General features: G+C 71.0%; 23 protein-coding genes. 11 read left to right on the forward strand and 12 right to left on the reverse strand.

From position 1 onward, the window contains the following. Positions 1-137: 137 nt before the first annotated feature. Positions 138-296, reverse strand: a complete 159-nt coding sequence (locus ACWD02_RS26415) for a hypothetical protein (RefSeq protein WP_451214902.1) — start codon at positions 294-296, stop codon at positions 138-140. 119 nt (positions 297-415) lie between these two features. Further along, a complete protein-coding gene (locus ACWD02_RS26420; protein WP_451214903.1) occupies positions 416-1696 on the reverse strand; it encodes an MDR family MFS transporter in 1281 nt (426 codons plus the stop codon). Positions 1697-1883: 187 nt separating this feature from the next. Between ACWD02_RS26420 and ACWD02_RS26425 the strand changes: the two genes are divergently transcribed. Further along, a complete protein-coding gene (locus ACWD02_RS26425; protein WP_451214904.1) occupies positions 1884-2645 on the forward strand; it encodes a phosphoglyceromutase in 762 nt (253 codons plus the stop codon). 129 nt (positions 2646-2774) lie between these two features. On the opposite strand, the gene ACWD02_RS26430 is transcribed toward ACWD02_RS26425, so the two are convergent. Together ACWD02_RS26430 and ACWD02_RS26435 are read right to left on the reverse strand one after the other, a co-directional pair. Continuing rightward, positions 2775-3482: a GOLPH3/VPS74 family protein gene (locus tag ACWD02_RS26430; protein WP_451214905.1), complete on the reverse strand. Its 708-nt coding sequence runs from the start codon at positions 3480-3482 to the stop codon at positions 2775-2777. Positions 3483-3511: 29 nt separating this feature from the next. Continuing rightward, positions 3512-5437 carry a S9 family peptidase gene (locus ACWD02_RS26435; protein WP_451214906.1) on the reverse strand — a complete coding sequence of 642 codons (1926 nt, stop codon included), beginning with the start codon at positions 5435-5437 and terminating at the stop codon, positions 3512-3514. A 316-nt stretch (positions 5438-5753) separates the two neighbouring features. Here ACWD02_RS26435 and ACWD02_RS26440 point away from each other — a divergent pair, with 316 nt between their 5' ends. The 4 genes from ACWD02_RS26440 (at position 5754) to ACWD02_RS26455 (ending at position 9574) form a co-directional block, all read left to right on the forward strand. Beyond that, a complete protein-coding gene (locus ACWD02_RS26440; RefSeq protein WP_451214907.1) occupies positions 5754-6497 on the forward strand; it encodes a DUF3159 domain-containing protein in 744 nt (247 codons plus the stop codon). A 103-nt stretch (positions 6498-6600) separates the two neighbouring features. Next, complete coding sequence (locus tag ACWD02_RS26445) at positions 6601-7869, forward strand: phthiocerol/phthiodiolone dimycocerosyl transferase family protein (protein WP_451214908.1); 1269 nt, start codon at positions 6601-6603, stop codon at positions 7867-7869. Between the two features lie 198 nt (positions 7870-8067). Further along, positions 8068-8730 (forward strand): TetR/AcrR family transcriptional regulator, encoded by a 663-nt coding sequence (locus ACWD02_RS26450; protein ID WP_451214909.1) that lies wholly within the window; start codon positions 8068-8070, stop codon positions 8728-8730. 142 nt (positions 8731-8872) lie between these two features. After that, entirely contained in the window at positions 8873-9574 is a 702-nt protein-coding gene (locus tag ACWD02_RS26455; RefSeq protein WP_451214910.1) for a TetR/AcrR family transcriptional regulator, read from the forward strand. A 7-nt stretch (positions 9575-9581) separates the two neighbouring features. Here the strand turns inward: ACWD02_RS26455 and ACWD02_RS26460 are convergent, their stop codons facing one another. The 4 genes from ACWD02_RS26460 to mshA form a co-directional block, all read right to left on the reverse strand. Next, positions 9582-9809, reverse strand: coding sequence for a hypothetical protein (locus tag ACWD02_RS26460; RefSeq protein WP_451214911.1), 228 nt, complete (start codon positions 9807-9809; stop codon positions 9582-9584). 159 nt (positions 9810-9968) lie between these two features. After that, positions 9969-11738, reverse strand: a complete 1770-nt coding sequence (locus tag ACWD02_RS26465) for a glycosyl hydrolase family 28-related protein (protein WP_451214912.1) — start codon at positions 11736-11738, stop codon at positions 9969-9971. A gap of 124 nt (positions 11739-11862) precedes the next feature. Next, positions 11863-12366, reverse strand: a complete 504-nt coding sequence (locus tag ACWD02_RS26470; RefSeq protein ID WP_451214913.1) for a YbjN domain-containing protein — start codon at positions 12364-12366, stop codon at positions 11863-11865. Continuing rightward, a complete protein-coding gene (gene mshA / locus ACWD02_RS26475; RefSeq protein ID WP_451214914.1) occupies positions 12359-13705 on the reverse strand; it encodes a D-inositol-3-phosphate glycosyltransferase in 1347 nt (448 codons plus the stop codon). Before mshA ends, ACWD02_RS26470 begins: the two co-directional genes overlap by 8 nt. 230 nt (positions 13706-13935) lie before the next feature. Here mshA and ACWD02_RS26480 point away from each other — a divergent pair, with 230 nt between their 5' ends. The 3 genes from ACWD02_RS26480 (at position 13936) to ACWD02_RS26490 (ending at position 17629) form a co-directional block, all read left to right on the forward strand. Continuing rightward, positions 13936-14733: a class I SAM-dependent methyltransferase gene (locus tag ACWD02_RS26480; RefSeq protein WP_451214915.1), complete on the forward strand. Its 798-nt coding sequence runs from the start codon at positions 13936-13938 to the stop codon at positions 14731-14733. Positions 14734-14991: 258 nt separating this feature from the next. Then, a complete protein-coding gene (locus tag ACWD02_RS26485) occupies positions 14992-15999 on the forward strand; it encodes an NlpC/P60 family protein (protein ID WP_451215003.1) in 1008 nt (335 codons plus the stop codon). A 433-nt stretch (positions 16000-16432) separates the two neighbouring features. Then, the gene (locus tag ACWD02_RS26490) at positions 16433-17629 is read left to right on the forward strand and encodes a PP2C family protein-serine/threonine phosphatase (RefSeq protein WP_451214916.1); all 1197 of its coding nucleotides are present in this window, start codon (positions 16433-16435) and stop codon (positions 17627-17629) included. Between the two features lie 21 nt (positions 17630-17650). Here ACWD02_RS26490 and ACWD02_RS26495 read toward each other — a convergent pair whose 3' ends face one another. From ACWD02_RS26495 to ACWD02_RS26505, 3 genes are all read right to left on the reverse strand, one after another. After that, complete coding sequence (locus ACWD02_RS26495) at positions 17651-18004, reverse strand: DUF2516 family protein (protein ID WP_451214917.1); 354 nt, start codon at positions 18002-18004, stop codon at positions 17651-17653. Positions 18005-18111: 107 nt separating this feature from the next. Beyond that, a complete protein-coding gene (locus ACWD02_RS26500; RefSeq protein ID WP_451214918.1) occupies positions 18112-18720 on the reverse strand; it encodes a hypothetical protein in 609 nt (202 codons plus the stop codon). 42 nt (positions 18721-18762) lie between these two features. Continuing rightward, positions 18763-19221 carry a helix-turn-helix domain-containing protein gene (locus ACWD02_RS26505; RefSeq protein ID WP_451214919.1) on the reverse strand — a complete coding sequence of 153 codons (459 nt, stop codon included), beginning with the start codon at positions 19219-19221 and terminating at the stop codon, positions 18763-18765. A 383-nt stretch (positions 19222-19604) separates the two neighbouring features. Between ACWD02_RS26505 and ACWD02_RS26510 the strand changes: the two genes are divergently transcribed. The 3 genes from ACWD02_RS26510 to ACWD02_RS26520 all read left to right on the forward strand — a co-directional run bounded on the left by ACWD02_RS26510 (position 19605) and on the right by ACWD02_RS26520 (position 21126). Continuing rightward, entirely contained in the window at positions 19605-20165 is a 561-nt protein-coding gene (locus ACWD02_RS26510; RefSeq protein WP_451214920.1) for a hypothetical protein, read from the forward strand. Positions 20166-20234: 69 nt separating this feature from the next. Continuing rightward, entirely contained in the window at positions 20235-20699 is a 465-nt protein-coding gene (locus tag ACWD02_RS26515; protein WP_451215004.1) for a helix-turn-helix transcriptional regulator, read from the forward strand. A gap of 10 nt (positions 20700-20709) precedes the next feature. Next, a complete protein-coding gene (locus ACWD02_RS26520; protein ID WP_451214921.1) occupies positions 20710-21126 on the forward strand; it encodes a VOC family protein in 417 nt (138 codons plus the stop codon). 20 nt (positions 21127-21146) lie between these two features. Here the strand turns inward: ACWD02_RS26520 and ACWD02_RS26525 are convergent, their stop codons facing one another. Continuing rightward, positions 21147-21608 (reverse strand): pyridoxamine 5'-phosphate oxidase family protein, encoded by a 462-nt coding sequence (locus ACWD02_RS26525; RefSeq protein ID WP_451214922.1) that lies wholly within the window; start codon positions 21606-21608, stop codon positions 21147-21149. Between the last annotated feature and the right edge of the window lie 6 nt (positions 21609-21614).

The following is a 21614-nucleotide window of genomic DNA, read 5'->3' on the forward strand; positions in this document are numbered from 1 at the left end:
GCGCCGAGCGCCGCGAGGGGTGCACGAAGAAGGTCCTGCCGCCGGTGGAGGGCGCCTGAGCCCTTCCGGCCCCGCGGTGGGCGCGAAGGGGTGGGCCCGCACTGTTGGTGCGGGCCCACCCCTTCGCGCTCACTGGTTCAGCCGCAGCCTCCGCCGCACTGGCACGTTCCGCCCGACTGGCAGCCGCAGCTGCAGCCCGAGCCGCAGCCGCAGGCGCCGAGGAGCACGAGCGTGGGCAGGCCCGGCGTATCGGTCGGCTGCTCGGGGACGGTTTCGGTGATGCGGGACTCGGCCATGGGTCTCCTCCTCGGTGGCGTACTGCCTGATGCCCGTTCCATGCCCACTGGGGAGGGGCGCACCAACAGCGCACACGCGCGCGGGTGTTGCGGGGCGGGGCGGGGAGCGGGGCCCTGCGCTACCCCCTGGCGGGGACCTCGGCGGGTTCGCCGGGGGCGGGAGCGACCGGCGTGGTTGCCGTGCCCGCCGTCGCCCCCTCCGCGGGCAGCCCGCGCATCAGCGACCAGTAGCCGAGCGCGGCGACGGTGCCGATGACCGCGCAGATGCCCCAGAGCCACTCGGCGCCGAAGCGGTCGATGACGAAGCCGGACATCAGCGGGGCGACGAGCGAGGCCACGGCCCACGACAGGACGTACATGCCCTGGTAGCGGCCCCTGCCATGGGTCGGCGAGAGGCGTACGACCAGGCCGGTCTGCGTGGGCGCGTTGACGATCTCGGCCACCGTCCAGACGCACACGGTCAGGGCGAAGACGCCGATGGAACCGGCGAAGGCGGTGAGCCCGAAGCCGTAGCCGGCGAGCAGCGCGGAGACGATCAACAGCCGCTGCGGGTCGCGGTGTTCGATGAACCGGGTGACGGGGATCTGGAGCGCGACGATCAGGACGCCGTTGACGGCGATGGCGAGACCGTAGTCGGCGGGCGTGAACCCGGCCTCGCCCATGGCGACGGGCAGCCCCACGGAGCCCTGCTGGAAGATCAGGGCGACGAGGAAGGAGAGCCCCACGACGCCCATGAAGCGCCCGTCGCGCAGGACGGCCCCGAGGCCGACGTCCGGGTCCGACTCCTTCTCCGAGGCGGTCCGCACGGGCCGCGACTCCGGGAGCTTCGCGAAGACGACGACCGCGCAGACCATGGTCATCACGGCTTCGATGAGGAACCCGGCGAGGTAGCTGAACTCGGCGATGAAGCCGGCGCCCATGGAGGAGATCGCGAACCCGAGGTTGATGGCCCAGTAGTTGAGCGAGAAGGCCCGCACCCGGTCCTCGGGGCGGACGATGTCGGCCATCATCGCCTGGACGGCGGGGCGGGACGCGTTGCTCGCCATGCCCACGAGGAAGGCGACGGCCGCGATGGCCAGGGGGTCCTTCATGAAGCCGAGGAGCGCCACGGACAGGGCGGTGGAGGCCTGGGCGATGAGGAGGGTGGGCCGCCGCCCGAGCCGGTCGGTCATCACGCCCGCGCCGAGCGAGGAGACGACGCCGCCGAGTCCGTGCAGGGCGGCGACGAGACCGGCGTACGTGGCGGAGTAACCGCGGTCGAGGGTCAGGTAAAGCGCCATGAAGGTGGCGACGAAGGCGCCGAGGCGGTTGACCAGGGTGCTGGTCCACAGCCACCAGAACTCGCGGGGAAGACCGGAGACGGACTCCTTGGCGGCGCGTCTCAGGGCGGCGAGCGGCATCGGTTTCCCCCCACGGGATCAGGCAGCCATGTAAGTGGCACTAGCAACAAGCGCACATTACGACTCCAGGCACCCGAAGAGCCAGTGGATTAGCAGAACCCGTCAACTGACGCCGCTCCCGTGGCCGCGCTGTCCGGGGTCCGGGCGGACGCGCGGGGCACCCGGCGGTTCGATTACGCTCAGGGGCATGGCCGACGCACCGTACAAGCTGATCCTCCTCCGCCACGGCGAGAGCGAGTGGAACGCGAAGAACCTGTTCACCGGCTGGGTGGACGTCAACCTCAACGAGAAGGGCGAGAAGGAGGCGGTCCGCGGCGGTGAGCTGCTCAAGGACGCCGGCCTGCTCCCCGACGTGGTCCACACGTCGCTCCAGAAGCGCGCGATCCGCACGGCCCAGCTGGCGCTGGAGTCCGCGGACCGCCACTGGATCCCCGTGCACCGCTCGTGGCGCCTGAACGAGCGTCACTACGGCGCCCTCCAGGGCAAGGACAAGGCGCAGACGCTCGCCGAGTTCGGCGAGGAGCAGTTCATGCTCTGGCGCCGCTCGTACGACACCCCGCCGCCGCCGCTGGACCGTGACGCCGAGTACTCGCAGTTCGAGGACCCCCGCTACGCGACGCTCCCGCCCGAGCTGCGCCCGCAGACGGAGTGCCTCAAGGACGTCGTCGTCCGCATGCTCCCGTACTGGTTCGACGGCATCGTCCCCGACCTCCTGACCGGCAGGACGGTCCTGGTCGCGGCCCACGGCAACTCGCTGCGCGCCCTGGTCAAGCACCTGGACGGCATCTCGGACGAGGACATCGCGGGCCTGAACATCCCGACGGGCATCCCGCTGTCGTACGAACTGGACGCGGAGTTCAAGCCGCTGAAGGCCGGCGGCACGTACCTCGACCCCGACGCGGCGAAGGCGGCCATCGAGGCGGTCAAGAATCAGGGCAAGAAGAAGTAGGCGCGACGCCAGGAGTACGACGCCAGGTAGCAGGCGCGACGCCTTGAGCCCCCTGCCCGCGGTTTTGCCGCCGGGCAGGGGGCTTTTGTCGTTCGGTGGCGGGCGGCGGGTGAGAGCGGATGTGCGGGCTCAGGCGCTCCAGCCGCCGCCGACTGCTCGGCTCGCCAGGTAGGAGTCGCGTAGCGCCTTGCGCAGGCCCGGGACCAATTCGTCGTAGCGGGTGGCGAGGGTCTTGAGGGGTTGTTTGTGGGTGCGGAGGTCCGCGCGGGTCCACACGCAGGTCAGTTCCAGTTCGACCGCGAACACGGCCATGGTCAGCTCGTCCAGGGGGATCGTCGCCGGGTCGGCTCCGCTGAGGACGGTGTCACGTACCCGCTTCTGGAGGGTCCGCACCGCCTCCGGGTCGGTGACGGTGACGCGGTCGGCCGGGATGAGTCCCATCAGCTTGCCGCGGGCGACGGACACGGCTCCCGCCTCGGCCAGCTGGTCGCGGACCGGGGTCTCCGCCGTGTGGGCCTTGTTGTGCACGTAGTTGAGCCAGCCCTTGGGCTTGTTGTCGGGCAGGTCGTTCCACACCGAGGCGGCGAAGGAGTCCGCCGGCGCCTTTCCGGGCCTGCGGATCACCTTCCGTCCCTCGGTGGCGAGCAGGCCGTCCCGGGCCAGCTCGGTGAAGGCGCCGGCTCGCAGCAGCTGGCCACGGCCCTGGATGTTGTCGACCTGGAACTTGCCCTTGTCCACGCTGTAGCAGAGGAGGTAGAGCTGCTGCGGCAGTGTCTGGGGATGGTTCCCGGGCTGGTTTCCGGGCTGGTCCTCGGGACGGCTTTCGGGGTGGGTCATGTCGTCGTCTCCCGTGCGGGTGGGTGTACTCATGCCCCGTGGGGCTCGAAGCCCAGGTGTTCGGCCAGGAAGCGTTCCGCCGCGGTGTAGAGCGCGATCACGTTCTCCGGGTTCTCGATGGCGTGGCCCTCGTCCTCCATGACCGTGTACTCGACCGGCACGCCCCGTGCGCGGAGCGCTTCGACGAGCTGGTCGGACTCGGCAAGGACCACGCGGGCGTCGTTTGCGCCGTGCACCACCATCAAGGGCGAGCGGATCTGGTCGACGCGGCTGATCGGGGAGCGGGCCAGCATGTCGGCCTCCTGCTCCGGATCGGCCGGGTCGCCGACGTACGTGAACCAGTTGTGGGCGAGCATCGGCTTGACGAAGTCGGGCTGGCTGCGCATGAAGTTGGCCAGGTCCGAGATGCCGACGACATCCACGGCGGCGGCGAAGACGTCCGGCGTGAAGGTGACACCGACCAGGGACGCGTAGCCGCCGTACGAGCCGCCCATGATCGCCACGCGGTCCGGGTCCGCGTACCCCTGGTCGACCGCCCACCGCACGCCGTCGATGAGGTCGTCGTGCATCTTGCCGGCGAACTCCCCGATGCCGGCCCTGGTGAAGGCCTTGCCGTACCCGGTGGAACCCCGGAAGTTGACCTGCAGCACGGCGCAGCCGCGGTTGGCGAAGAGCTGCGCGGCGGGGTTGTACCCCCAGCTGTCCCGGGTCCAGGGGCCGCCGTGGACGAAGAGGACCAGCGGCAGCCGGGACGGCTCGACGCCGACCGGCAGCGTCAGGTGCGAGGGCAGCGTCAGACCGTCGCGGGAGGTGATCGGCACCGGTCGCATCGGAGCGAGCGACTCGGGGTCCAGGTCCGGCTTCGCCCGGTGGAGGAGGCGGCTCTCGCCGGTGGTGTGGTCGTAGAAGTAGGTGACGCCGGGGTCGCGGTCGTGGGTGAAGCTCACCACCCACCGCCGGCCGCTCTCGTCGGAGGACACCCCGGCGAGATCGCCGTCGGACAGCTTCTCCAGGTTCTCCAGTACGTCGGCGAAGTGCGGGTCGAGGGCATGGATCACCTGCCGCTCGCCGAGATAGCGGACCCCGAGCAGCTCACCCGTGCGCCGGCTGCGGATGAGAGGGGAGGGCAGAGCGGGGAAGACCCGGGCACGGGTGTCCAGGTCGTACCGCGGGTGGGAGTCGACCTCTTCCTCCTCGCCGGTGGCCAGGTCGAGCCGGGCCAGGTGCAGGCGGTCGCTCCCACGGTGCGAGCCCAGCCACACGCCGGTGCCGTCCGGCGTGACCTCCATGGGGTAGATCCCCAGCGGCGCGTCACTGCCGTCGAACTCCGCCAGGGGGTGCAGCGCGCCCGTCGCCCCGTCCCACCGGGACAGTTCGAGGTTTCCTTCGGCCGTCGTCGACACCGCGAACAGGTCGCGCTCGCCGTAGAGCCAGCCCCCGACCTTGCCACCGGGGTTCTGGGCGAGGGTCACGAGGTCGCCGGTGGCCATGTCCAGCTCGACCAGGTCGAACTGGGCCCGGTCGCGGAGGTTCAGCTGGGTGATCACCTTGCCGGGCCGTCCCGCGGGCAGGTCCACGCCCATGGTCCGTACGCCGGGGAAGGGCGTGAGGTTCACCGCGGGGGCGTCCGGGTTCTCCAGGTCGACGCGGTAGAGGTGCAGGTTCTCGTCGCCGCCCTGGTCCCGGCAGTAGAGCAGCCACCGTGCGTCACGCGTCCAGTGGTAGCTCACCACCCCGCGGTCCTCGGTCGACACGCAGCGCGCGTCGCTCGGCGCGTCGCCCGGCGCGTCGATGCTCCCGTCGGCGTTCTGATCGACGCTCTCGATCCAGACGTTCATGCGGTTCTTCCACGGCGCGAGGTACGCCATCTTCTTGCCGTCCGGCGAGAGCGTGGCCTTCGCGCGAGCCGGCGATCCGAAGAACTCCTCGACGGAGATGGTCTCCCGCAGTCCCATGTCGGTCCTTCCTGTCGGCGCTTGACGCCAGCGCTTGATGTCAGCGCTTGGCGTCAGCGCTTGGGTCAGCGCTTCGTGTCACTTAATGACAGTGTCACTAAATGACATCCACCGCAAGCAGGGGCCCTGAACTGGCGAAACAGAGGGGGCGTGAGCGCGACCCGCGGGGGCAGACGGAGAAGCACGGTTCAGCCGTGTGGCCCACGTCACACCGAGCAGGGGTAGCCGTCGAGTGTCACTAAGTGTCAATCTAGCGTTAAGTGACGCAACGAAATTGCACTTTGCCCCCCAGACGAACTCGGGAGAACTGACCACCATGAAGACCAAAAGCTTCCTGGCGACAGGGACCGACCACACGCAGGCGGAGCAGACGAGTCAGACGAGTCAGACGACGGCCCAGCAGCGGCCTTCGGTCCTCGACCAGGCGGGCGGCACCAAGGGAATCGTCTACTCGGCCCTGCCCGTACTGGCATTCGTCGTCGCCCACAACTTCCGCGGACTCAAGGCGTCGATCATCGCCGCCGTCGCGGTCGCGGTCGCGATCGGCGTGGAACGTCTGGTCCGCAAGGAGTCCGTGCAGCCCGCGATCGGCGGCGTGTTCGGCGTCGCGATCGCCGCGGGCGTCGTCTGGTTCACCGGCTCCGCCAAGGACTACTTCCTCATCGGCATCTGGGCGAGCCTGGCCGGCGCCGTCCTCTTCCTCCTCTCCGTCCTGGTGCGGTGGCCGCTGGCCGGCGTCATCTGGAACGCGGCGACCGGCAAGGGCAGCATCTGGCGCGCGGACAAGCGCTCGCGGCTCTACTACGACGTGGCCACCCTGGTGCTCACCGCCGTCTTCGGCGCCCGGTTCGCCGTCCAGCAGTACTTCTACGCGACCGACCAGGTCGGGTCGCTGGGCGCCGCCAAGATCGCCATGGGCTTCCCGCTGCTCGCCCTGGCCCTCCTGGTGGTCGCCTGGGCCGCCCGACGCTCGAACAAGCGGCTGGCGGAGATCGGCCTGCTGCCCGCCAAGCACGCCTCGCCCGCTTCGCCCTCCTCCCCATCCTCCCCCACCCGGTGACGGTGACGGTGCCGGTGACAGAGATGGCTACGGCGACGGCTACGGCGACGGCGACGGCGACGGCGACGGCAGCAGAGACAGTGACACCGGGAAGGGACCCGCAGTGACCACGAGCCGAGGCGACATCGTCCGACCACTGGGCGCGTTCGAGCGGACCATCGACTTCTACATGCGCCGCAACCCGCTCCAGTTCTCCCTGGTCGCAGAGATCGACCGGCCCGTATCGGAGGCCCAGCTGGCAACCGCGCTGGCAGAGCTCCGCCGTCGGCACCCGCTGCTCACGGTGACGGTGGACCGCACCGCCTCCGAAGCCGTGTACCGGCGGACCGACCGCGCGATCCCGGTGACGACGCTGCCCGATGGCACGCCCTGGCAGGCCGTGGCGGCCGCCGAACAGACCCGCCCGATTCCTCAGGCCCCGGGCCCGCTGGTGCGCGCCGCCCTGCTGCCGCGGGGTCCGCGGTGCGACATCGTGCTCACCTTCGCCCACCAGATCGCCGACGGGGTGGGCGGGTTGCGGGCGTTGCTCGACCTGGTGGCGGCTCTGGACGGCGAGGAGCGTCCGCCCGGCGGTGTCCCGGAGGCGCAGGAAGACCTGCTCGCCCGGATGGTCACACCGCCGGACACCATGACCGATGGACCGGCACCGGATGACCCGCGCATGCATGCCACCGGCGGGCTCGCCCCCTTCTCCGGACACGCTCCGCACCTGCAGGCCCTGGCCCTCGACCGCGAGTTGACCGGCCGACTCGTCCAGCGCTGCCGACTGGAGAGCACATCGGTGCATGCCGCGCTCTGCGCCGCCGCCGCGGTGGTGTTCCACCGGCGAGGGCGTGAGTTCGTACGGGTGCTGACTCCGGTGGATCTGCGTCGTGCCGGCGGCCTGCCCGACGAGGTGGTGAACCGCTTCGTCGGCGCCAAGACATCGAGTGAGGCGCACGAGGCCGACGACTTCTGGAAGCTGGCGCGGAACGTTCGCGGGACCCTCGCGCGCCTGCGCGCACCGCACGCCATCAAGGGCGCCGCTGCGCAGCTCGCGGAGCACGCCCCGACGAGCGGGGAGGAGGCAGAGGCGATGATGGCCGCCGCCACCGCGGCCGACATCCAGATCACCAACCTCGGCGTGGCGGAGCCGCCGCCGCGGAGCGCGGGCACGCTCACCGCCCTGTGGGGCCCGGCGCAGATCACGCAGTTGCGCGGGGAGCACGTGCTCGGTGTGGTCACCGTGGGCGGGCGGCTCCGGATGACTGAGCTCACCCACGACCCCGTGGCCGGTCTCGTCGGGGACATCGCCGCCGTACTGGCCGAGGCCTGTGCCTCCGGACCGGAACACAACGCGGGCCGCGGGCCGCATCTGACCGAACGGGGCTGACTCGCGGACCACACCCACCTACGGCCGCCCGGCCCACGCACCACGGCTACCGCTCAGCCCACGCACCAAGTGCCGAGGCCCGCCCCAGCCGCTCGCACCGATCGCGCCGCGGCGCTCGCTCCAAGCTGGCACCGGAGCGTCACTTACTGTCATTATGACACTGACGCACCAGCAAGAACACGAGCGGAAGTGACCGGGATGGCGACGGCCAAGCGTGGCAAGAGCGGGATGAGCGACCAGCGGCGCCACCGGCTGCGCCTGGAGATCTCCCGGGAGGCGTCCCGCCTCTTCTGGGAGCAAGGCGTGGACGCCACGAGCGGCGACCAGATCGCCGCGGCGGTGGGCCTGTCGACCCGTACCATCTGGCGCCATTTCCGCAGCAAGGAGAGCTGCGCCGAACCCATCGTGACGCAAGGCGTCGAATGGGAGATGAGCACGCTGCGCGGCTGGCCCGCGGAGGTCTCGCTCGAAGAGCGCTTCCGTACGGAGGCGAGCCGGTTCCGCCGCGAGGCCGACGCCGTCGAACTGGCCGACACCGGGCTCGCGATGCGCATGATCCGGCTCGCCGACACGGAACCGGCCCTGCGTACCGCCTGGCTGATGGCCTGTGACCAGGTGGAGCGCGAGATGGCGGAGATCATCGCGAAGCGTCTCGGGCGCCCGGCCGCCGACCTTGACGTGCGCCTGCACGCCGCAGCGGCCTCCGCCGCCATCCGGGTCCTCAACGAGGACATCGGCGCGGCCCTCCTCGACGGCGCCGACCCCGCACAGTTCGCCGACGCCTCGGAGCGCATCGCAGCCGCCGTGCGCCGGGCCACGGGAGGAGCCGTGGGGGACCCGGTCCCGGCCACCACCGCCTGACCCGCCCGCCGGTTCACCCTCCCCCGGCCCGCCTCGTCCCGGTCACCTCGACGCACACCACCACCCGCCACTAAATGCCATCGTGACACTTGATGACATAGACTGGTGGCGTACGTACCTGTGCCGCGATGAGGTGATCCCGATGGAAACGCCCACCAGCTCCGGCGCCAGGGGAATGAGCGAGCGGCGGCGCCACCGGCTGCGCCTGGAGATCTCCCGGGAGGCGTCCCGCCTCTTCTGGGAGCACGGCGTCGCCAAGACCAGCGGCGACCGGATCGCTGCCGCGGTGGGCCTGTCCACCCGCACCATCTGGCGCCACTTCCGCAGCAAGGAGAGCTGCGCCGAACCCATCGTGACACAAGGCGTCGAATGGGAGATGAGCGCCTTGCGGAGCTGGCCGCGCCACCTCTCCCTCGAGGAGCATCTCGCCGCGGAGATCATCAGGCACGAGAAAACCGCCGGCGCCGTGGAGCGTTCCGACACCTTGCTCGCGATCAAGATGATCCGGCTCGCGGACCACGAACCGCCGATCCGGACGGCCTGGCTCATGGCCTGTGACCAGGTGGAGCGCGAGATGACGGCGATCATCGCGAAGCGTCTCGCGCGCCCGCCCGGCGACCTCGCGGCGCGCCTGCACGGAGCGGCCGCCTCCGCCGCCTTCCGGGTCGTCAACGAGGAACTCGGCGCCGCCTCGCTGCGCGGCGCCATCCCCGTGGACTTCGAGGGCGACCTGATCGGACGCATCGCGCGGGCCGTGCGCGAGGCCACCGGCGGGGCGATCGGTGACGCGATCGCCCCCGCCCCCCGGACCTCACCCCCGACCCCGCAGGCTCCCGCCCCCTAGGCGCGGATCATGGACCGCTGCCACCGCCGCCCGCGTCCGAGATGCCCTGCGCGACCTCGCCGACGGCGTCCAGGATTTCGTGCCCGAAGGCCGTCGGGGCGATCAGTACGCCGAAGACCAGCACGACGGCCATGGTCATTCCCGTGTCGAGCCGGGTTCGCGGCTTCACGCGTCTGCGCCACAGCAGAAAGATGACGACAGCCAGCAGGACCGCGAGATCGATCGTCAGGACCACTTGGCCGGCCCTCCCCATCAGGCAAGAACGTCCCGGCCATCTTGTGTAGCCGGAACCGCGTGATGGGGGCACTCAGTTGGGCGGGGTTGGCGACAAAGCACCCGTGGAGGGCCGAATCGGCGGACTTGTCAGGGGTGCGGGCGCCGCTCCCGTCGTGCCTCAGACAGGTCCCCGTAGGCCCCTCTGCGCCTCGTGCAGATTCCTCGGGCGTACCGCATCCGTCGTCCCGTAGAGCTCCAGCCGCGCGTGCAGGTCTCCGGTGAAGTCCGGTACGTCGATCTGGTCGAACTCGCGGACCTCGTTGATGCCGACCGTGGCGCTGTACGGCGCGAGGCCGTCGATCCTCATCAGGCCCGCGCGGCCGTTGGTCACGCGGATGTTCCAGTGAGTGAAGCGCGCCCCGAAGAGGGGGCCCGCGCTCGCGTCCCCGCCGTGGCGGCCGTTGTTGTCGACCGTGATGTCCGTGCGGACGTTCGCGAAGGGCATGCCCCGGTGGCTGTCGAACGTGCCCATCTCCATCTCGCCCCGGGACCAGACGTTGTAGGAGGACAGGCCCTCCACGTTGATGCCGTGGAGTTGGGTGCCCGCCGGGGCCGGGGCCGTGCGCCGGGCGATGCGGAAGTCCTCGGTCAGGTTGTCGTGCGAGCCCTCGCGGCAGAAGTACGGGTGGTGCGCCCCTCTGCCCTCCACCCGCGTTCGGCGCAGCGTGCACGCCGACGCGCTCACCAGGCCGAAGCCGTTGTCCACGTGGCGGACCACGATGTCGTCCGCCCAGCAGTCGTACGCGCACTGGAACGTCACCCCGTTGAATCCCTTGTCCAGGAGGTGGGGCGATTGCGGGGTCTCCACGGCTTCGAGCGTCAGGCCCTCGACCCCCGCGCCCGTCAGCGCCTTGACGTGCGTCGTCAGGCGTGGGTCCCACTCCTCGCGTACGTCCAGGGGAAGCGGGCGTTCCAGGGTGACGGTGCTCTTCTTTACTGAAGTGATGCGGACCGGCCACTCGTAGGGGACGTACGACGTCAGTTTCGTCTTGTCGTCCCAGGTGTAGGACTCGGCGCCGGGGCCGCCGCCCGCCATGTGCTCCAGGAGCGTGTGACCGGAGTCGTCCGCCAGGCGCAGCAGCACCAGGTCGCCCTTGTGGAGGCGGGAGGTGTCCTGGACCCGCAGGGTGCGGTCGCCTCGGCGCGCGGGAGCGACCGCCGTAAGGGTCTGCCACTCGTCCCGCTTGTTGCCCGTCCAGCCCTCGAAAGGCCATGCCTTCGCCCTGATGGCGGACGCCAGCGAATCCCAACGGGCCTGCGCGCAGAGCCAGATGAGCCCGCCGGCCCAGGACCAGCTCGACTTGTCGCCGCCGTAGCGGGAGCCGTACGGGCCGATCAGTTCCGTGAGGCTCTTGGTCGCGTGGAGGGTGGTGCGGTCGCTGCCCGCGCCACGCAGGACCACGTTGTCGTGGGCGATGCGGATGATGCCGTCGACGCGGTACCTGCCGGGCGGGAGCAACACCGTGCCGCCGCCCCGCTCCCCCGCTGCGGCCAGGGCGCGGTTGATCGCCGGGGCCGCGTCCCGCGAGCCGTCCGGCCTCGCCCCGTAGTCGCGTGCGTTCGCGACCACCCCGGGGCGGGGGAGGCGGCGGGCGCCGGAGCGGGCGCCCGCCCGGGCTATGTAGGGGATCTGGGGGTGCGTGTACGGGGTTTCCCTGAACTCCCGCCACAGGGCGGGGGTTTCGCCGGGCTTCGCCCACGCCGTCCCGCCGGACGCGGCGACGGCCGCCACCGCGATCGCACCGCCGAGTACGCCACGTCTGCCGGGGTGCGCAACCTTGCCGGTCTCCGCGCCCTCGCCCCTACCCGCACCCACACCCACACCCGCACCCGCACCCGCACCCACACCCCGGGCCGTACCCGTACCTATACCCGTATCCATGCCCATACCCGCCGCCACCTTCCATGGATGTGAACGACATTCATGTCTGCGATGCGCGCGAGCATGCCACTGGCGCCCCGCGCGGGGAAGACGTCCGGCGGGGGCGGATTTACGTGGGCGGAGCCAGCCGCTAGCTCTGCGGCCGGGTCAGGTGAGTGAACGCGTCCAGGTTGCGCGTGGACTCGCCCCGCGACACCCGCCACGCGTACTCCTTGCGGATCGCCGAGGCGAAGCCCAGCTCGAGGAGGGTGTTGAAGGAGCCGTCCGCGTTTTCGAGGACCGAGCCGAGCAGGCGGTCCAGTTCGTCGGGGGTGACCGCCGCGAGGGGGAGCTTGCCGGTGAGGTAGATGTCGCCGAGGGAGTCGATCGCGTAACTCACGCCGTACAGGCGCAGGTTCCGCTCCAGGAGCCAGCGGTGCACCGCGTCGTGGTTCTCGTCGGGGTGCCGGATCACGAACGCCGTCAGCGACAGCGCGTGCTTGCCGACCCGCAGCGAGAGCGTCGTCGACAGCTTGCGGGTGCCCGGGAGCGTCACGACGAAGGAGCCGCTCTGCGGGCTCTCCCACTCCAGTTCCGCTTCGTCCAGCGTCTGTTCGATGATCCCGATCGCCGCTGCGTCCGCCTGATCAGCCATGATGCGAGCGTACGCGACGCCTGTGTTCGTGCACTGCCGCCGTGTAGACGTCCGCCGTGGCGGACGCGGCCGTGTCCCAGCCGAAGGATTGCGCGTGCCGTGCGGCCGCGTCGCCCATGCGGTCCACGAGGTGCGGGGTCTCGGCGAAATCGCGGAGCACGCGCGCGTAGTGGGCCGGTTCGTGGCCGTCGACCAGGAAGCCCGTCACCCCGTCGCGTACGGCGACCGGCAGACCGCCCACCGACGCGGCGAGGACCGGGGTGCCCGCCGCCTGGGCCTCTATGGCCACCAGGCCGAACGACTCGCTGTACGAGGGCATCACCAGGACCGAGGCCGCCCTGAACCAGTCCGCGAGCTGCTCCTGGCCCACCGGCGGCTGGAAGCGGACCACGTCCGCGATGCCCAGCCTGGCGGCCAGCTTCTGCAGGCCCTCCGGCTTCGCGAGTCCGCTGCCGCTCGGGCCGCCCACCACGGGGACGACGATGTGCCTGCGCAGGTCGGGGCGCTGGTCAAGGAGTACGGCGACCGCGCGGAGCAGGACGTCAGGCGCCTTGAGGGGCTGGATGCGGCCCGCGAAGAGCGGGACGAGGGCGTCCTGCGGGAGGCCGAGACGGTGCCGGGCCGCCGCACGGCCGTCGGCGGGGCGGAAGCGGTCGAGGTTCACGCCGGGGTGCACGACGGCGACCTTGCCCACCTCGGCCTCGTAGTGGCGTACGAGCTCGTCGGCCTCTTCGGAGGTGTTGGCGATCAGCCGGTCGGCGGCGCGCACGATCTGCGTCTCGCCGATCACGCGTGCCGCGGGCTCCGGGGTGTCGCCCTCCGCGAGCGCCGCGTTCTTGACCTTGGCCATGGTGTGCATGGCGTGTACCAGCGGCACGCCCCAGCGCTCGGCGGCGAGCCAGCCGACGTGCCCGCTGAGCCAGTAGTGGGAGTGCACCAGGTCGTAGTAGCCGGGGCGGTGACCCGCCCACGCCTGCATCACGCCGTGCGTGAAGGCGCAGAGCTGGGCGGGCAGCTCTTCCTTGGCCAGACCTTCGTAAGGCCCCGCGTCGACGTGGCGCACGAGGACGCCCGGAGCGAGTTCCACGGCGGGCGGCAGTGCGCCCGTCGTCGAGCGCGTGAAGATCTCCACCTCGATGTTGATGGCCGCGAGACGCTTGGCCAGCTCCACGATGTAGACGTTCATGCCGCCCGCGTCGCCCGTGCCCGGCTGGTGCAGCGGGGACGTGTGCACGCTGAGCATGGCCACCCGGCGGGGGCGCCGGTTGCCGACCGGGAGCCGGAGTCTGCTGGGCGCTGCCGGCGAGCGACGGCCGAGCCTGGTCACGTACTGGCTCACGTGGCGGTCCTCCTTGTGCGCGCGCGGGCATGTCTCAGGGGAGGGCGTGCACGGTCCTCCGGAGGGAGAACATCGGAAGGGGCGACTCCATTTCCTCTTTGCCAAATCATTACCGGAGAAGGCTCAACCCATTGCCGGCCCGACCTCGGCCCACGCCCGCATTGCCTCGGCCCATTCCCGCACGGCACTCGCCGCGTACCCCCGGCAGCAGGGCGCATACCCTTTCCTTTATGGCCCCCCGCACCCCTTCCCGACCCGTGGGAACGGCGACGCGCGGGACCACCAACCCCAACCGTCTGCGCCGCATGGACCGCTGGATCGCCGCCACGCACGGCGCCGCGCTGCGGCGCTCCACCGACCCCGTGGCGGTCGACCTCGGCTACGGGGCCGCCCCCTGGACAGCCGTGGAGCTGCTCGTCCGGCTCAGGACCGCCGCCCCGCACGCGCGCGTGGTCGGCGTCGAGATCGATCCGGCGCGGGTCGCGGCCGCGAAGCCGTACGAGAGGGAAGGGCTCTCCTTCCGGCACGGCGGCTTCGAGGTCCCGCTGCCCGGCAGGCCCGCGCTGATCCGGGCGGCGAACGTGCTCCGGCAGTACGACGAGGGGCAGGTCGCCGCCGTGTGGGAACGCCTGTGCGGGCGGCTCGCACCCGGCGGGCTGCTGGTGGAGGGGACCTGCGACGAGATCGGGCGGCGGCACGTCTGGGTCGCGCTCGGGCCCGAGGGACCGCGCACGGTCACCTTCGCGACGCGCCTCGGATCGCTCGACCGGCCATCCGACCTCGCCGAGCGCCTGCCCAAGGCGCTGATCCACCGGAACGTGCCGGGCGAGCCGGTGCACGCGTTCCTGCGCGACCTCGACCGGGCCTGGGCCGCCGCCGCGCCCTACGCCTCGTACGGCGCCCGGCAGCGCTGGATCAGGACGGTGCGGGACCTGGCCGCGGACTGGCCGGTGGCGGACCGCCCCGCACGGTGGCGGCAGGGCGAAGTGACGGTGCGGTGGGAAGCGTTGACCCCGCGCCAGGGGTGAACGCGCGGGGTGCCTCCGGGTGAATTCGGGGGCCGGCGGCGGGTGAACTCCGCGTGCGGCGCGCCGCGGAGGGAACGATCTACGAGTGCCGTTCGTCACATGGGGCGGTGGGGGTCGGAGTTGCCGCCGCGCTCTGTCGCATTGCGCGCCGGCATGGCACCATCCCCGGTGCACTCGTAAGTTACTGACGGTAAATCAGTTCTGGGGGAGGCGGACGTGACCGGCAAGCGGAGTTCGACTGTGGCTGGCCTGGCGCTGATGTGCGCGGCAGTGGTGCTGAGCGCACCGGGCACGGCCCACGCGAGTCCGGCGAAGCCAACGCCCGGCAGCACCACTTCCCTTGAGGAGCTGCGCAAGGAGCTCGAGAAGCTCTACCACGACGCGGGCGTCGCCACGGACGCGTACAACGCGGCGGAGGAGAAGAGCGAGAAGCAGTCGAAGCAGATCGTGAAGCTCGCCCGCTCGATCACCAAGGGCCAGCAGAAGCTGGACAAGCTCAAGTCCCGCGCGGGCGCCGCCGCCCGCGCCCAGTACCGCAGCGGCGGGGTCTCCTCCGAGGCCCGGCTGATGCTGAGCGAGGACCCCCAGGAGTTCCTGGACGGCGCCGGGCGGATGCGGCAGGGCCACAAGGCCACCAAGGGCATGCTGACGGAGATGGAGCGGACGCAGGAAGACCTGCGGATCTACTCCAAGGACGCCACCGCCCAGTGGAAGAAGCTGGAGTCCAACCGCAAGGCGAAGGCCGCGTCGAAGAAGAAGATCAAGAAGAAGATCGCGGCCGCCGAGGAGATGGAGTCCAAGCTCGAGAAGAAGGAGCTCGAGCGGCTCCGGAAGCTCGAGGAGGAGGCCCAGCTCAAGAAGCAGTCGGCCTGGGTGAGTTCGGGCGTCATGAAGGACATCAAGGGCAAGGCGACCGGCCCGGGCAAGAAGGCCGTCGAGTTCGCCACCGAGCAGATCGGCAAGCCGTACGTCTGGGGAGCCGAGGGCCCCTCGTCGTACGACTGCTCCGGCCTCACGTCCAAGGCCTGGGCCGCCGCCGGCAAGGGAATTCCGCGTACGTCACAGGAGCAGTGGAAGCAGCTCCCGCACATCGACATCAAGAACATGCGCCCCGGCGACCTGATCATTTATCACGCGGACGCCAGCCACGTCGGGATGTACGTGGGTGACGGCGCGATCGTGCACGCGCCGCGGCCCGGCCGCGATGTCACCGTCGCGGGCGCGGGCTCGATGAAGATCCTCGGGGTCGTGCGGCCCGACAAGTAGGCGTCCGGACACCATCCACCCCACCCGGCGGACCGGCCCGGCGGCCCCTGTGGGCCACGTCATGTGACCCACCGCACCTCGGGCGCGCCTCTCAACCCTCCGGGCGTGATGTTCGTCATCCCTGTCGGAGGCTGTCGTGCCCAATTGCGGTCCTTGATGCGGCATATGACGCTGGCTGTTTGCCGCGCGCCATTCCAATCGGGGCTCGCCTACCGCTATGGTCCCCGTCGGTGGAGCGTTCGACCGTCGATCCACCATGCCCTCGGGGGGAGGGAAGGAAACCGAAGCCATGCCCGCACCCATACCGCGGCAGAGAGCGATCCCGGCCGCGGAAGGCGGTCAGGCTCACGCTCTGCCGACACCGAAGCCCGCACCCGTGCAGGCGCCCGAACCCGTACCCGCCCCCGTGGGGCGCTTGTCCACGTCCAGGGACATGGATCAGCAGGCGAGCGGCCCCGGCCTCAGCCTCCTGGTCATCGAGGACGACCCGGTGGGCTCCCTGAGCGTCCCGCAGATGCTCGACTCCGCGGGCAAGCCCATCAGGGTCCGCACCGCCCGCAACCTCACCGAGGCCGAGCGGCTGCTCACCGACGACGTGCACTGCATCCTGCTCGACCTGGCCCTCGCGGGCCCCGCGAGCACCCCGGAGGAGGAAGCGGACGAGCTCGCCACGCTCAAGCACGTCCTGCGCCTCGCGCCCCGGCACGCCGTGCTCGCGCTCACCGCGAGCGGTGACACCGAGGGCGGCGCGGAGGCCGTGCGGGTCGGCGCCCAGGACTATCTCTTCCGTGACGAGCTGGACGGGCGGCTCCTGAGCCGCGCCATCCGGTACGCCGTGGAGCGCAAACGCGCGGACGCCGCCCAGCGCCAGCTGACGGAGTCGCGCCTGCGGGCCCAGGAGAACGCCCGGCTGGAGCGCGGCCTGCTGCCGACGCCGCTCCTGGACGGCTCACCGCTGCGGTTCGCCGCGCGCTACCGTCCGGGGCGTTCGCGTGCGCTCCTGGGCGGCGACTTCTACGACACGGTGCGCACCCCTGACGGCTCCGTGCACGTCATGATCGGCGACGTCTGCGGCCACGGCCCGGACGAGGCGGCGCTCGGTGTCGAGCTGCGCATCGCCTGGCGGACGCTGACCTTCGCGGGTCTGTGCGGCGACGAGTTGCTCGGCACGCTGCAGAAGGTCCTCGAGCACGAACGCGCCGACGACGAGATCTTCGCGACGCTCTGCACGGTCGACATCGCCCCGGACGGCCGCCGGGCCGGGCTCTGCCTGGCGGGCCACCCGTCACCGCTGATCGCGCGCGACGGCCACCTCGCCGAGCTGCTGCCGTACGACACCAATGGCCCGGCGCTCGGGCTCCTGCCGAACGCCCGCTGGCCGCGCCGCCAGGTGGAGCTCGGCGGCAAGTGGAGCCTGATGCTCTACACGGACGGGCTGATAGAGGGGCGCATCGGCGAGGGCAACCAGCGCCTCGGCCAGGACGGCATGGTGGAGATGCTCCGCCGCCAGATCGCGGCGGGCCTGCGGGGCGACGAGCTCCTGGAGGCCGCGGTGAACGAGGTGCGTGAGCTCAACGGCGGGGATCTGACCGACGACGTGGCCGTACTGCTGCTCGACCGGGACCGCTGACGGGCCCGGCCCCGCGGCCGGCTACCGGCCGCCGTTGTACGGCCCGTACGGACCGTCGCTGCTGGAGCCGCCGCGGCGTCCGCCGCCCCCGCCGGTGATCTGCCGCAGCGCGGGGCGCACGTCGACCATGTAGACGATGGTCGCGATGAGCCCGATGATCGGCAGGAACGACAGGATGTTGAAGATCAGGTTCACGATGAAGGCGAGCCCGAGGATGATCAGCCAGAACGGCTTGGTCTTCTTGTCCGCCGCGCGATAGGCGTCCTCACGCCGGACGGCCGCGTCCACGAGCGCGAAGCCGCTGAAGACGATCAGCGCCAACGACAGCAGCCACATGAAGTTCGCGAACCCCTGCATCAGCACAACGTCCACCACCAGTCTCGGCTCTTGAGTACGCGGACACCGTACCCGCTACCCGGAGAACGGGCCGGGCACTTCGAGAGTGCCCGGCCCCTTCACACGACAACCTCCGTACCGCGCGCCTACTTGGCGGGCGGCGTGGTCTTCTTCGCCGCGGGCTTGCGGGCGGCCGGGGCCTTCTTGGCGACCGGCTTCTTCGCCGGGGCGGCGGCGGCCTGCGGCTCGGTGGAGTCCGACGTCACCGAGGTGCCGGAGGCGGCGGCCGGCTTCTCCTCGGCGTCCGGCTCGACGGCCACGGCCAGCTCGTTGATCTCCTCGGCGGCCTCGCCGCGCCAGGTCCGCACGGCCTGCTCGCCGTGCTCGGCCACCTCTTCGTACTTCTCGCGGGCCTTCACGGCGTACTCGGCGGCGACGCCGACCGAGCTGAGGGCAAAGCCCTGCGCGCTCTCGCCCAGCTTCTTCAGGTCGGTGTCGAGCGTGCCGAGCAGCTCGGTGAACCTCGTCTGAAGGGTCTCCTGCGCCTCCTTGGCGCGGGCGACCGCCTTGTCCTGGACGGCCTTGGTGTCGGTGTTGCGCACGGCGTCGATACGGGCCGGCGCCTCGGCGATCAGCTGCTCGATGGCGCCCGGCACCTTCTTCGCCTGCTGGAACGCCAGGTCGGCGGTGCCGACGACGAAGTAGGCGGGGGTGGTGTCGGTGAGGGTGTTGCGCAGGTCGTCCTTGATGGCCATGGCGATGGTCCTCCCGGATTCGCGTCAGCTCGGTCAGCTCGGTCAGCTTGTGGGGTGGTCCTTGGTGCCGGCATCACTGCCGTCGGCAGCACTGCCGTCGGCCGTGCGGGGGCCGTCAGCGGTGGCGTCCACGTCGTCCGCGTACCCGGAGACCTCGAAGCCGTTCTCTTTTCTGAACGACTCGTAGATCTGCAACAGGACCTGCTTCTGCTTCTCGTTGATGGAGGGGTCGGCAAGGATGACGGCGCGCGTCTCCAGCTCGTCCCGCTCCTTCTCGTCGAGGATTCCGGCCCGGACATACAGCGTCTCGGCGGAGATCCGCAGCGCCTTGGCCACTTGTTGCAGCACGTCGGCACTGGGCTTGCGCAGGCCGCGCTCGATCTGGCTCAGGTACGGATTGGACACCCCGGCGGCCTCGGCGAGCTGCCTGAGCGAGAGCTGCGCATTGCGCCGCTGCTCGCGCAGATACTCACCGAGATTGCCGACGTTGAGTGATGCCATGCGTCGATACTGCACACCCCTTGCTAACTATTGCAAGCGCCTGCTTGCAAAAGTGCGCCACGCCACTGATCGCGCCGCCGGGAACGCCACCGTGCGACCACGCCGCAGCATGGCGCCGAGCGTGGCACCACGGGGTGCCACTTGACGCCACCGCCACCCGCCATCCCGGCCCCACGCGTGAAGTCTCCAAAGATTTCGCACATGTTGGCGCCGCCGCGAGCCAGGCTCTGACCTGCACATTCACAGACAGGCGGCACCCCTCGGCGCCTACGACACCACCCTTGGCGCCAATAATCACTCGACGTGGCACCAGGGGTGTGCCACGATGGCACCACTGAAGCGGAGAACGCGCCGCTCGAAGCCGCGAGGGAGGGGATCGGATCATGGAATCAGCACCGCGTCAGGAGTCGGCGGCACCCGGCGCCTTCACCGCCTTCGCCCGCTTCGTGCTCTGTGGCGGCGGGGTGGGGGTCGCCTCCAGCTTCGCCGTCGCCGCTCTGGCCTCCTGGATTCCCTGGGCCCTGGCCAACGCCCTGATCACCGTGGTGTCCACGCTCCTGGCCACCGAACTGCACGCCCGCTTCACCTTCGGCGCGGGCGGGCGGGCCACCGGGCGCCAGCACGCGCAGTCGGCAGGTTCCGCGGCGGCCGCGTACGCGGTGACCTGCTTGGCGATGCTGGCCCTTCAGCTGCTGGTGGCGGCGCCCGGCGCGGTGCTCGAACAGGTCGTCTACCTGTCGGCCTCAGCGTTCGCCGGCGTCGCACGGTTCGCGGTGCTGCGTCTTGTCGTCTTCGCCCGCGGCCGCTCGCAGGCCGCGGCCGTGACCGTGGCCAAGACGGCAGAGCGCACCGCGCCCGCCGCACACCCCGCGCACCCCGCGCACCCCGTGCGCCCCGTGCACGCGGCGGCCGTGGCCCCGGCCGCGCTCTGCTCCGCGGCCTGACGTCGTAACGTTTGTCGTGTGTCCGTGTCTCTCTCCGACCTCGTCCGGCTCCGCCAGGCCCGTGACCGGATGGACCGCGACTACGCGGAGCCCCTGGACGTCCCGGCGCTGGCCCGGGCCGCCCTCATGTCGCCGGGGCACTTCTCGCGCAGCTTCCGCGCCGCCTACGGCGAGACGCCGTACAGCTATCTCATGACCCGCAGGATCGAGCGGGCCAAGGCGCTGCTGCGGCGCGGGGACCTGTCGGTGACGGACGTCTGCATGGCGGTCGGGTGTACGTCGCTGGGCTCCTTCAGCTCGCGGTTCACCGAACTGGTCGGCGAGAGCCCGAGCGCGTACCGCGCCCGCGACCACTCCCCCAGCGCCGCCATCCCCGCCTGCGTCACCAAGATCCACACCAGGCCGGTGAAGAACGGGCCGGTGAAGAACGGATCAGTGGAGGACGGGCCGGTGAAGAACGGATCAGCGGAGGACGGATCAGCGGAGAACGGGCCGATCAGGAACGGAGAAGCGAAACCCGACGCCGGTACGTAGCGTCGTACCCATGGAAATCAACCTCGCACAGTGCTTCATCGCCGTCGATGACCACGACAAGGCGCTCGCCTTCTACCGCGACGTACTCGGTCTCGAGGTGCGCAACGACGTCGGTTTCGAGGGGATGCGCTGGGTGACCGTCGCCTCGCCCGCGCAGCCGGACGTGGAGATCGTCCTCGAACCGCCGCTCGCCGACCCGAACGCCTCGGACGCCGACCGCCGGGCCGTGGCCGAGCTGATGGCCAAGGGCATGCTGCGCGGCGTCATCTTCCGCACCAGCGACGTCGACGCCGTCTTCGAGCGGGTCCGCGCCGCGGGCGCCGACGTGCTGCAGGAGCCGATGGACCAGCCGTACGGCGTCCGCGACTGCGCCTTCCGCGACCCGGCGGGCAACATGCTGCGCTTCAACCAGCCGCGCGCGAAGTAGGGCCAGGCGCGGACAGCCGGTTACGCCACCCACTCCCCGTCCCGCATCAGAACCCTGCCGGTCAGCTCGTGCTCGCCGCGCCAGGCCCGCACCGTCCTCGGCGTCACCCGCAGATACACGAAGGAGCCCTCCTCCTCGCGCGGGTCCCAGCCGAACTTGGCGGCGAACCCGTCCCCGGCGTCCCGCGGGACGCCGGAGGCCGCGAAGCACTCCGCCTCGCCCTGTACGAGCACCACATCGGCGGTGTCCGGCAGGGCGAGGCGCACCCGGGGCTCCTGCCGTGCGTTGCGTACCGTCACGGAGGACTCGCCGGTGCACATCCACAGCGCGCTGCCGTCCCACCAGAACCACAGGGGCACTTGGTGGGGCCCGTGCTCCGGGTGGGACGTCGACAGCCAGATGTCCCGTTCCCTGTCGAGGCGTTCCAGCGTCTCGCGCCTGCGCTCCGGCCCCTCACGACGAACGATCTCCGTGTTTCGCATGAGCGC

The organism is Streptomyces sp. NPDC002853, from assembly GCF_053591915.1.

Bases quoted from the DNA above. Each gene is read 5' to 3' on its own strand.
- ACWD02_RS26515 (WP_451215004.1), top strand. From the start codon at position 20,235: ATGGACCGCGACTACGCGGAGCCCCTGGACGTCCCGGCGCTGGCCCGG.
- ACWD02_RS26450 (WP_451214909.1), top strand. From the start codon at position 8,068: ATGGCGACGGCCAAGCGTGGCAAGAGCGGGATGAGCGACCAGCGGCGC.
- ACWD02_RS26425 (WP_451214904.1), top strand. From the start codon at position 1,884: ATGGCCGACGCACCGTACAAGCTGATCCTCCTCCGCCACGGCGAGAGC.
- ACWD02_RS26470 (WP_451214913.1), bottom strand. From the start codon at position 12,366: ATGGCTGATCAGGCGGACGCAGCGGCGATCGGGATCATCGAACAGACG.
- ACWD02_RS26435 (WP_451214906.1), bottom strand. From the start codon at position 5,437: ATGGGACTGCGGGAGACCATCTCCGTCGAGGAGTTCTTCGGATCGCCG.
- ACWD02_RS26505 (WP_451214919.1), bottom strand. From the start codon at position 19,221: ATGGCATCACTCAACGTCGGCAATCTCGGTGAGTATCTGCGCGAGCAG.
- ACWD02_RS26480 (WP_451214915.1), top strand. From the start codon at position 13,936: ATGGCCCCCCGCACCCCTTCCCGACCCGTGGGAACGGCGACGCGCGGG.
- ACWD02_RS26510 (WP_451214920.1), top strand. From the start codon at position 19,605: ATGGAATCAGCACCGCGTCAGGAGTCGGCGGCACCCGGCGCCTTCACC.
- ACWD02_RS26520 (WP_451214921.1), top strand. From the start codon at position 20,710: ATGGAAATCAACCTCGCACAGTGCTTCATCGCCGTCGATGACCACGAC.
- ACWD02_RS26430 (WP_451214905.1), bottom strand. From the start codon at position 3,482: ATGACCCACCCCGAAAGCCGTCCCGAGGACCAGCCCGGAAACCAGCCC.
- ACWD02_RS26500 (WP_451214918.1), bottom strand. From the start codon at position 18,720: ATGGCCATCAAGGACGACCTGCGCAACACCCTCACCGACACCACCCCC.
- ACWD02_RS26440 (WP_451214907.1), top strand. From the start codon at position 5,754: ATGAAGACCAAAAGCTTCCTGGCGACAGGGACCGACCACACGCAGGCG.
- ACWD02_RS26415 (WP_451214902.1), bottom strand. From the start codon at position 296: ATGGCCGAGTCCCGCATCACCGAAACCGTCCCCGAGCAGCCGACCGAT.
- ACWD02_RS26465 (WP_451214912.1), bottom strand. From the start codon at position 11,738: ATGGGCATGGATACGGGTATAGGTACGGGTACGGCCCGGGGTGTGGGT.
- ACWD02_RS26420 (WP_451214903.1), bottom strand. From the start codon at position 1,696: ATGCCGCTCGCCGCCCTGAGACGCGCCGCCAAGGAGTCCGTCTCCGGT.
- ACWD02_RS26485 (WP_451215003.1), top strand. From the start codon at position 14,992: ATGTGCGCGGCAGTGGTGCTGAGCGCACCGGGCACGGCCCACGCGAGT.
- ACWD02_RS26490 (WP_451214916.1), top strand. From the start codon at position 16,433: ATGGATCAGCAGGCGAGCGGCCCCGGCCTCAGCCTCCTGGTCATCGAG.
- ACWD02_RS26525 (WP_451214922.1), bottom strand. From the start codon at position 21,608: ATGCGAAACACGGAGATCGTTCGTCGTGAGGGGCCGGAGCGCAGGCGC.
- ACWD02_RS26455 (WP_451214910.1), top strand. From the start codon at position 8,873: ATGGAAACGCCCACCAGCTCCGGCGCCAGGGGAATGAGCGAGCGGCGG.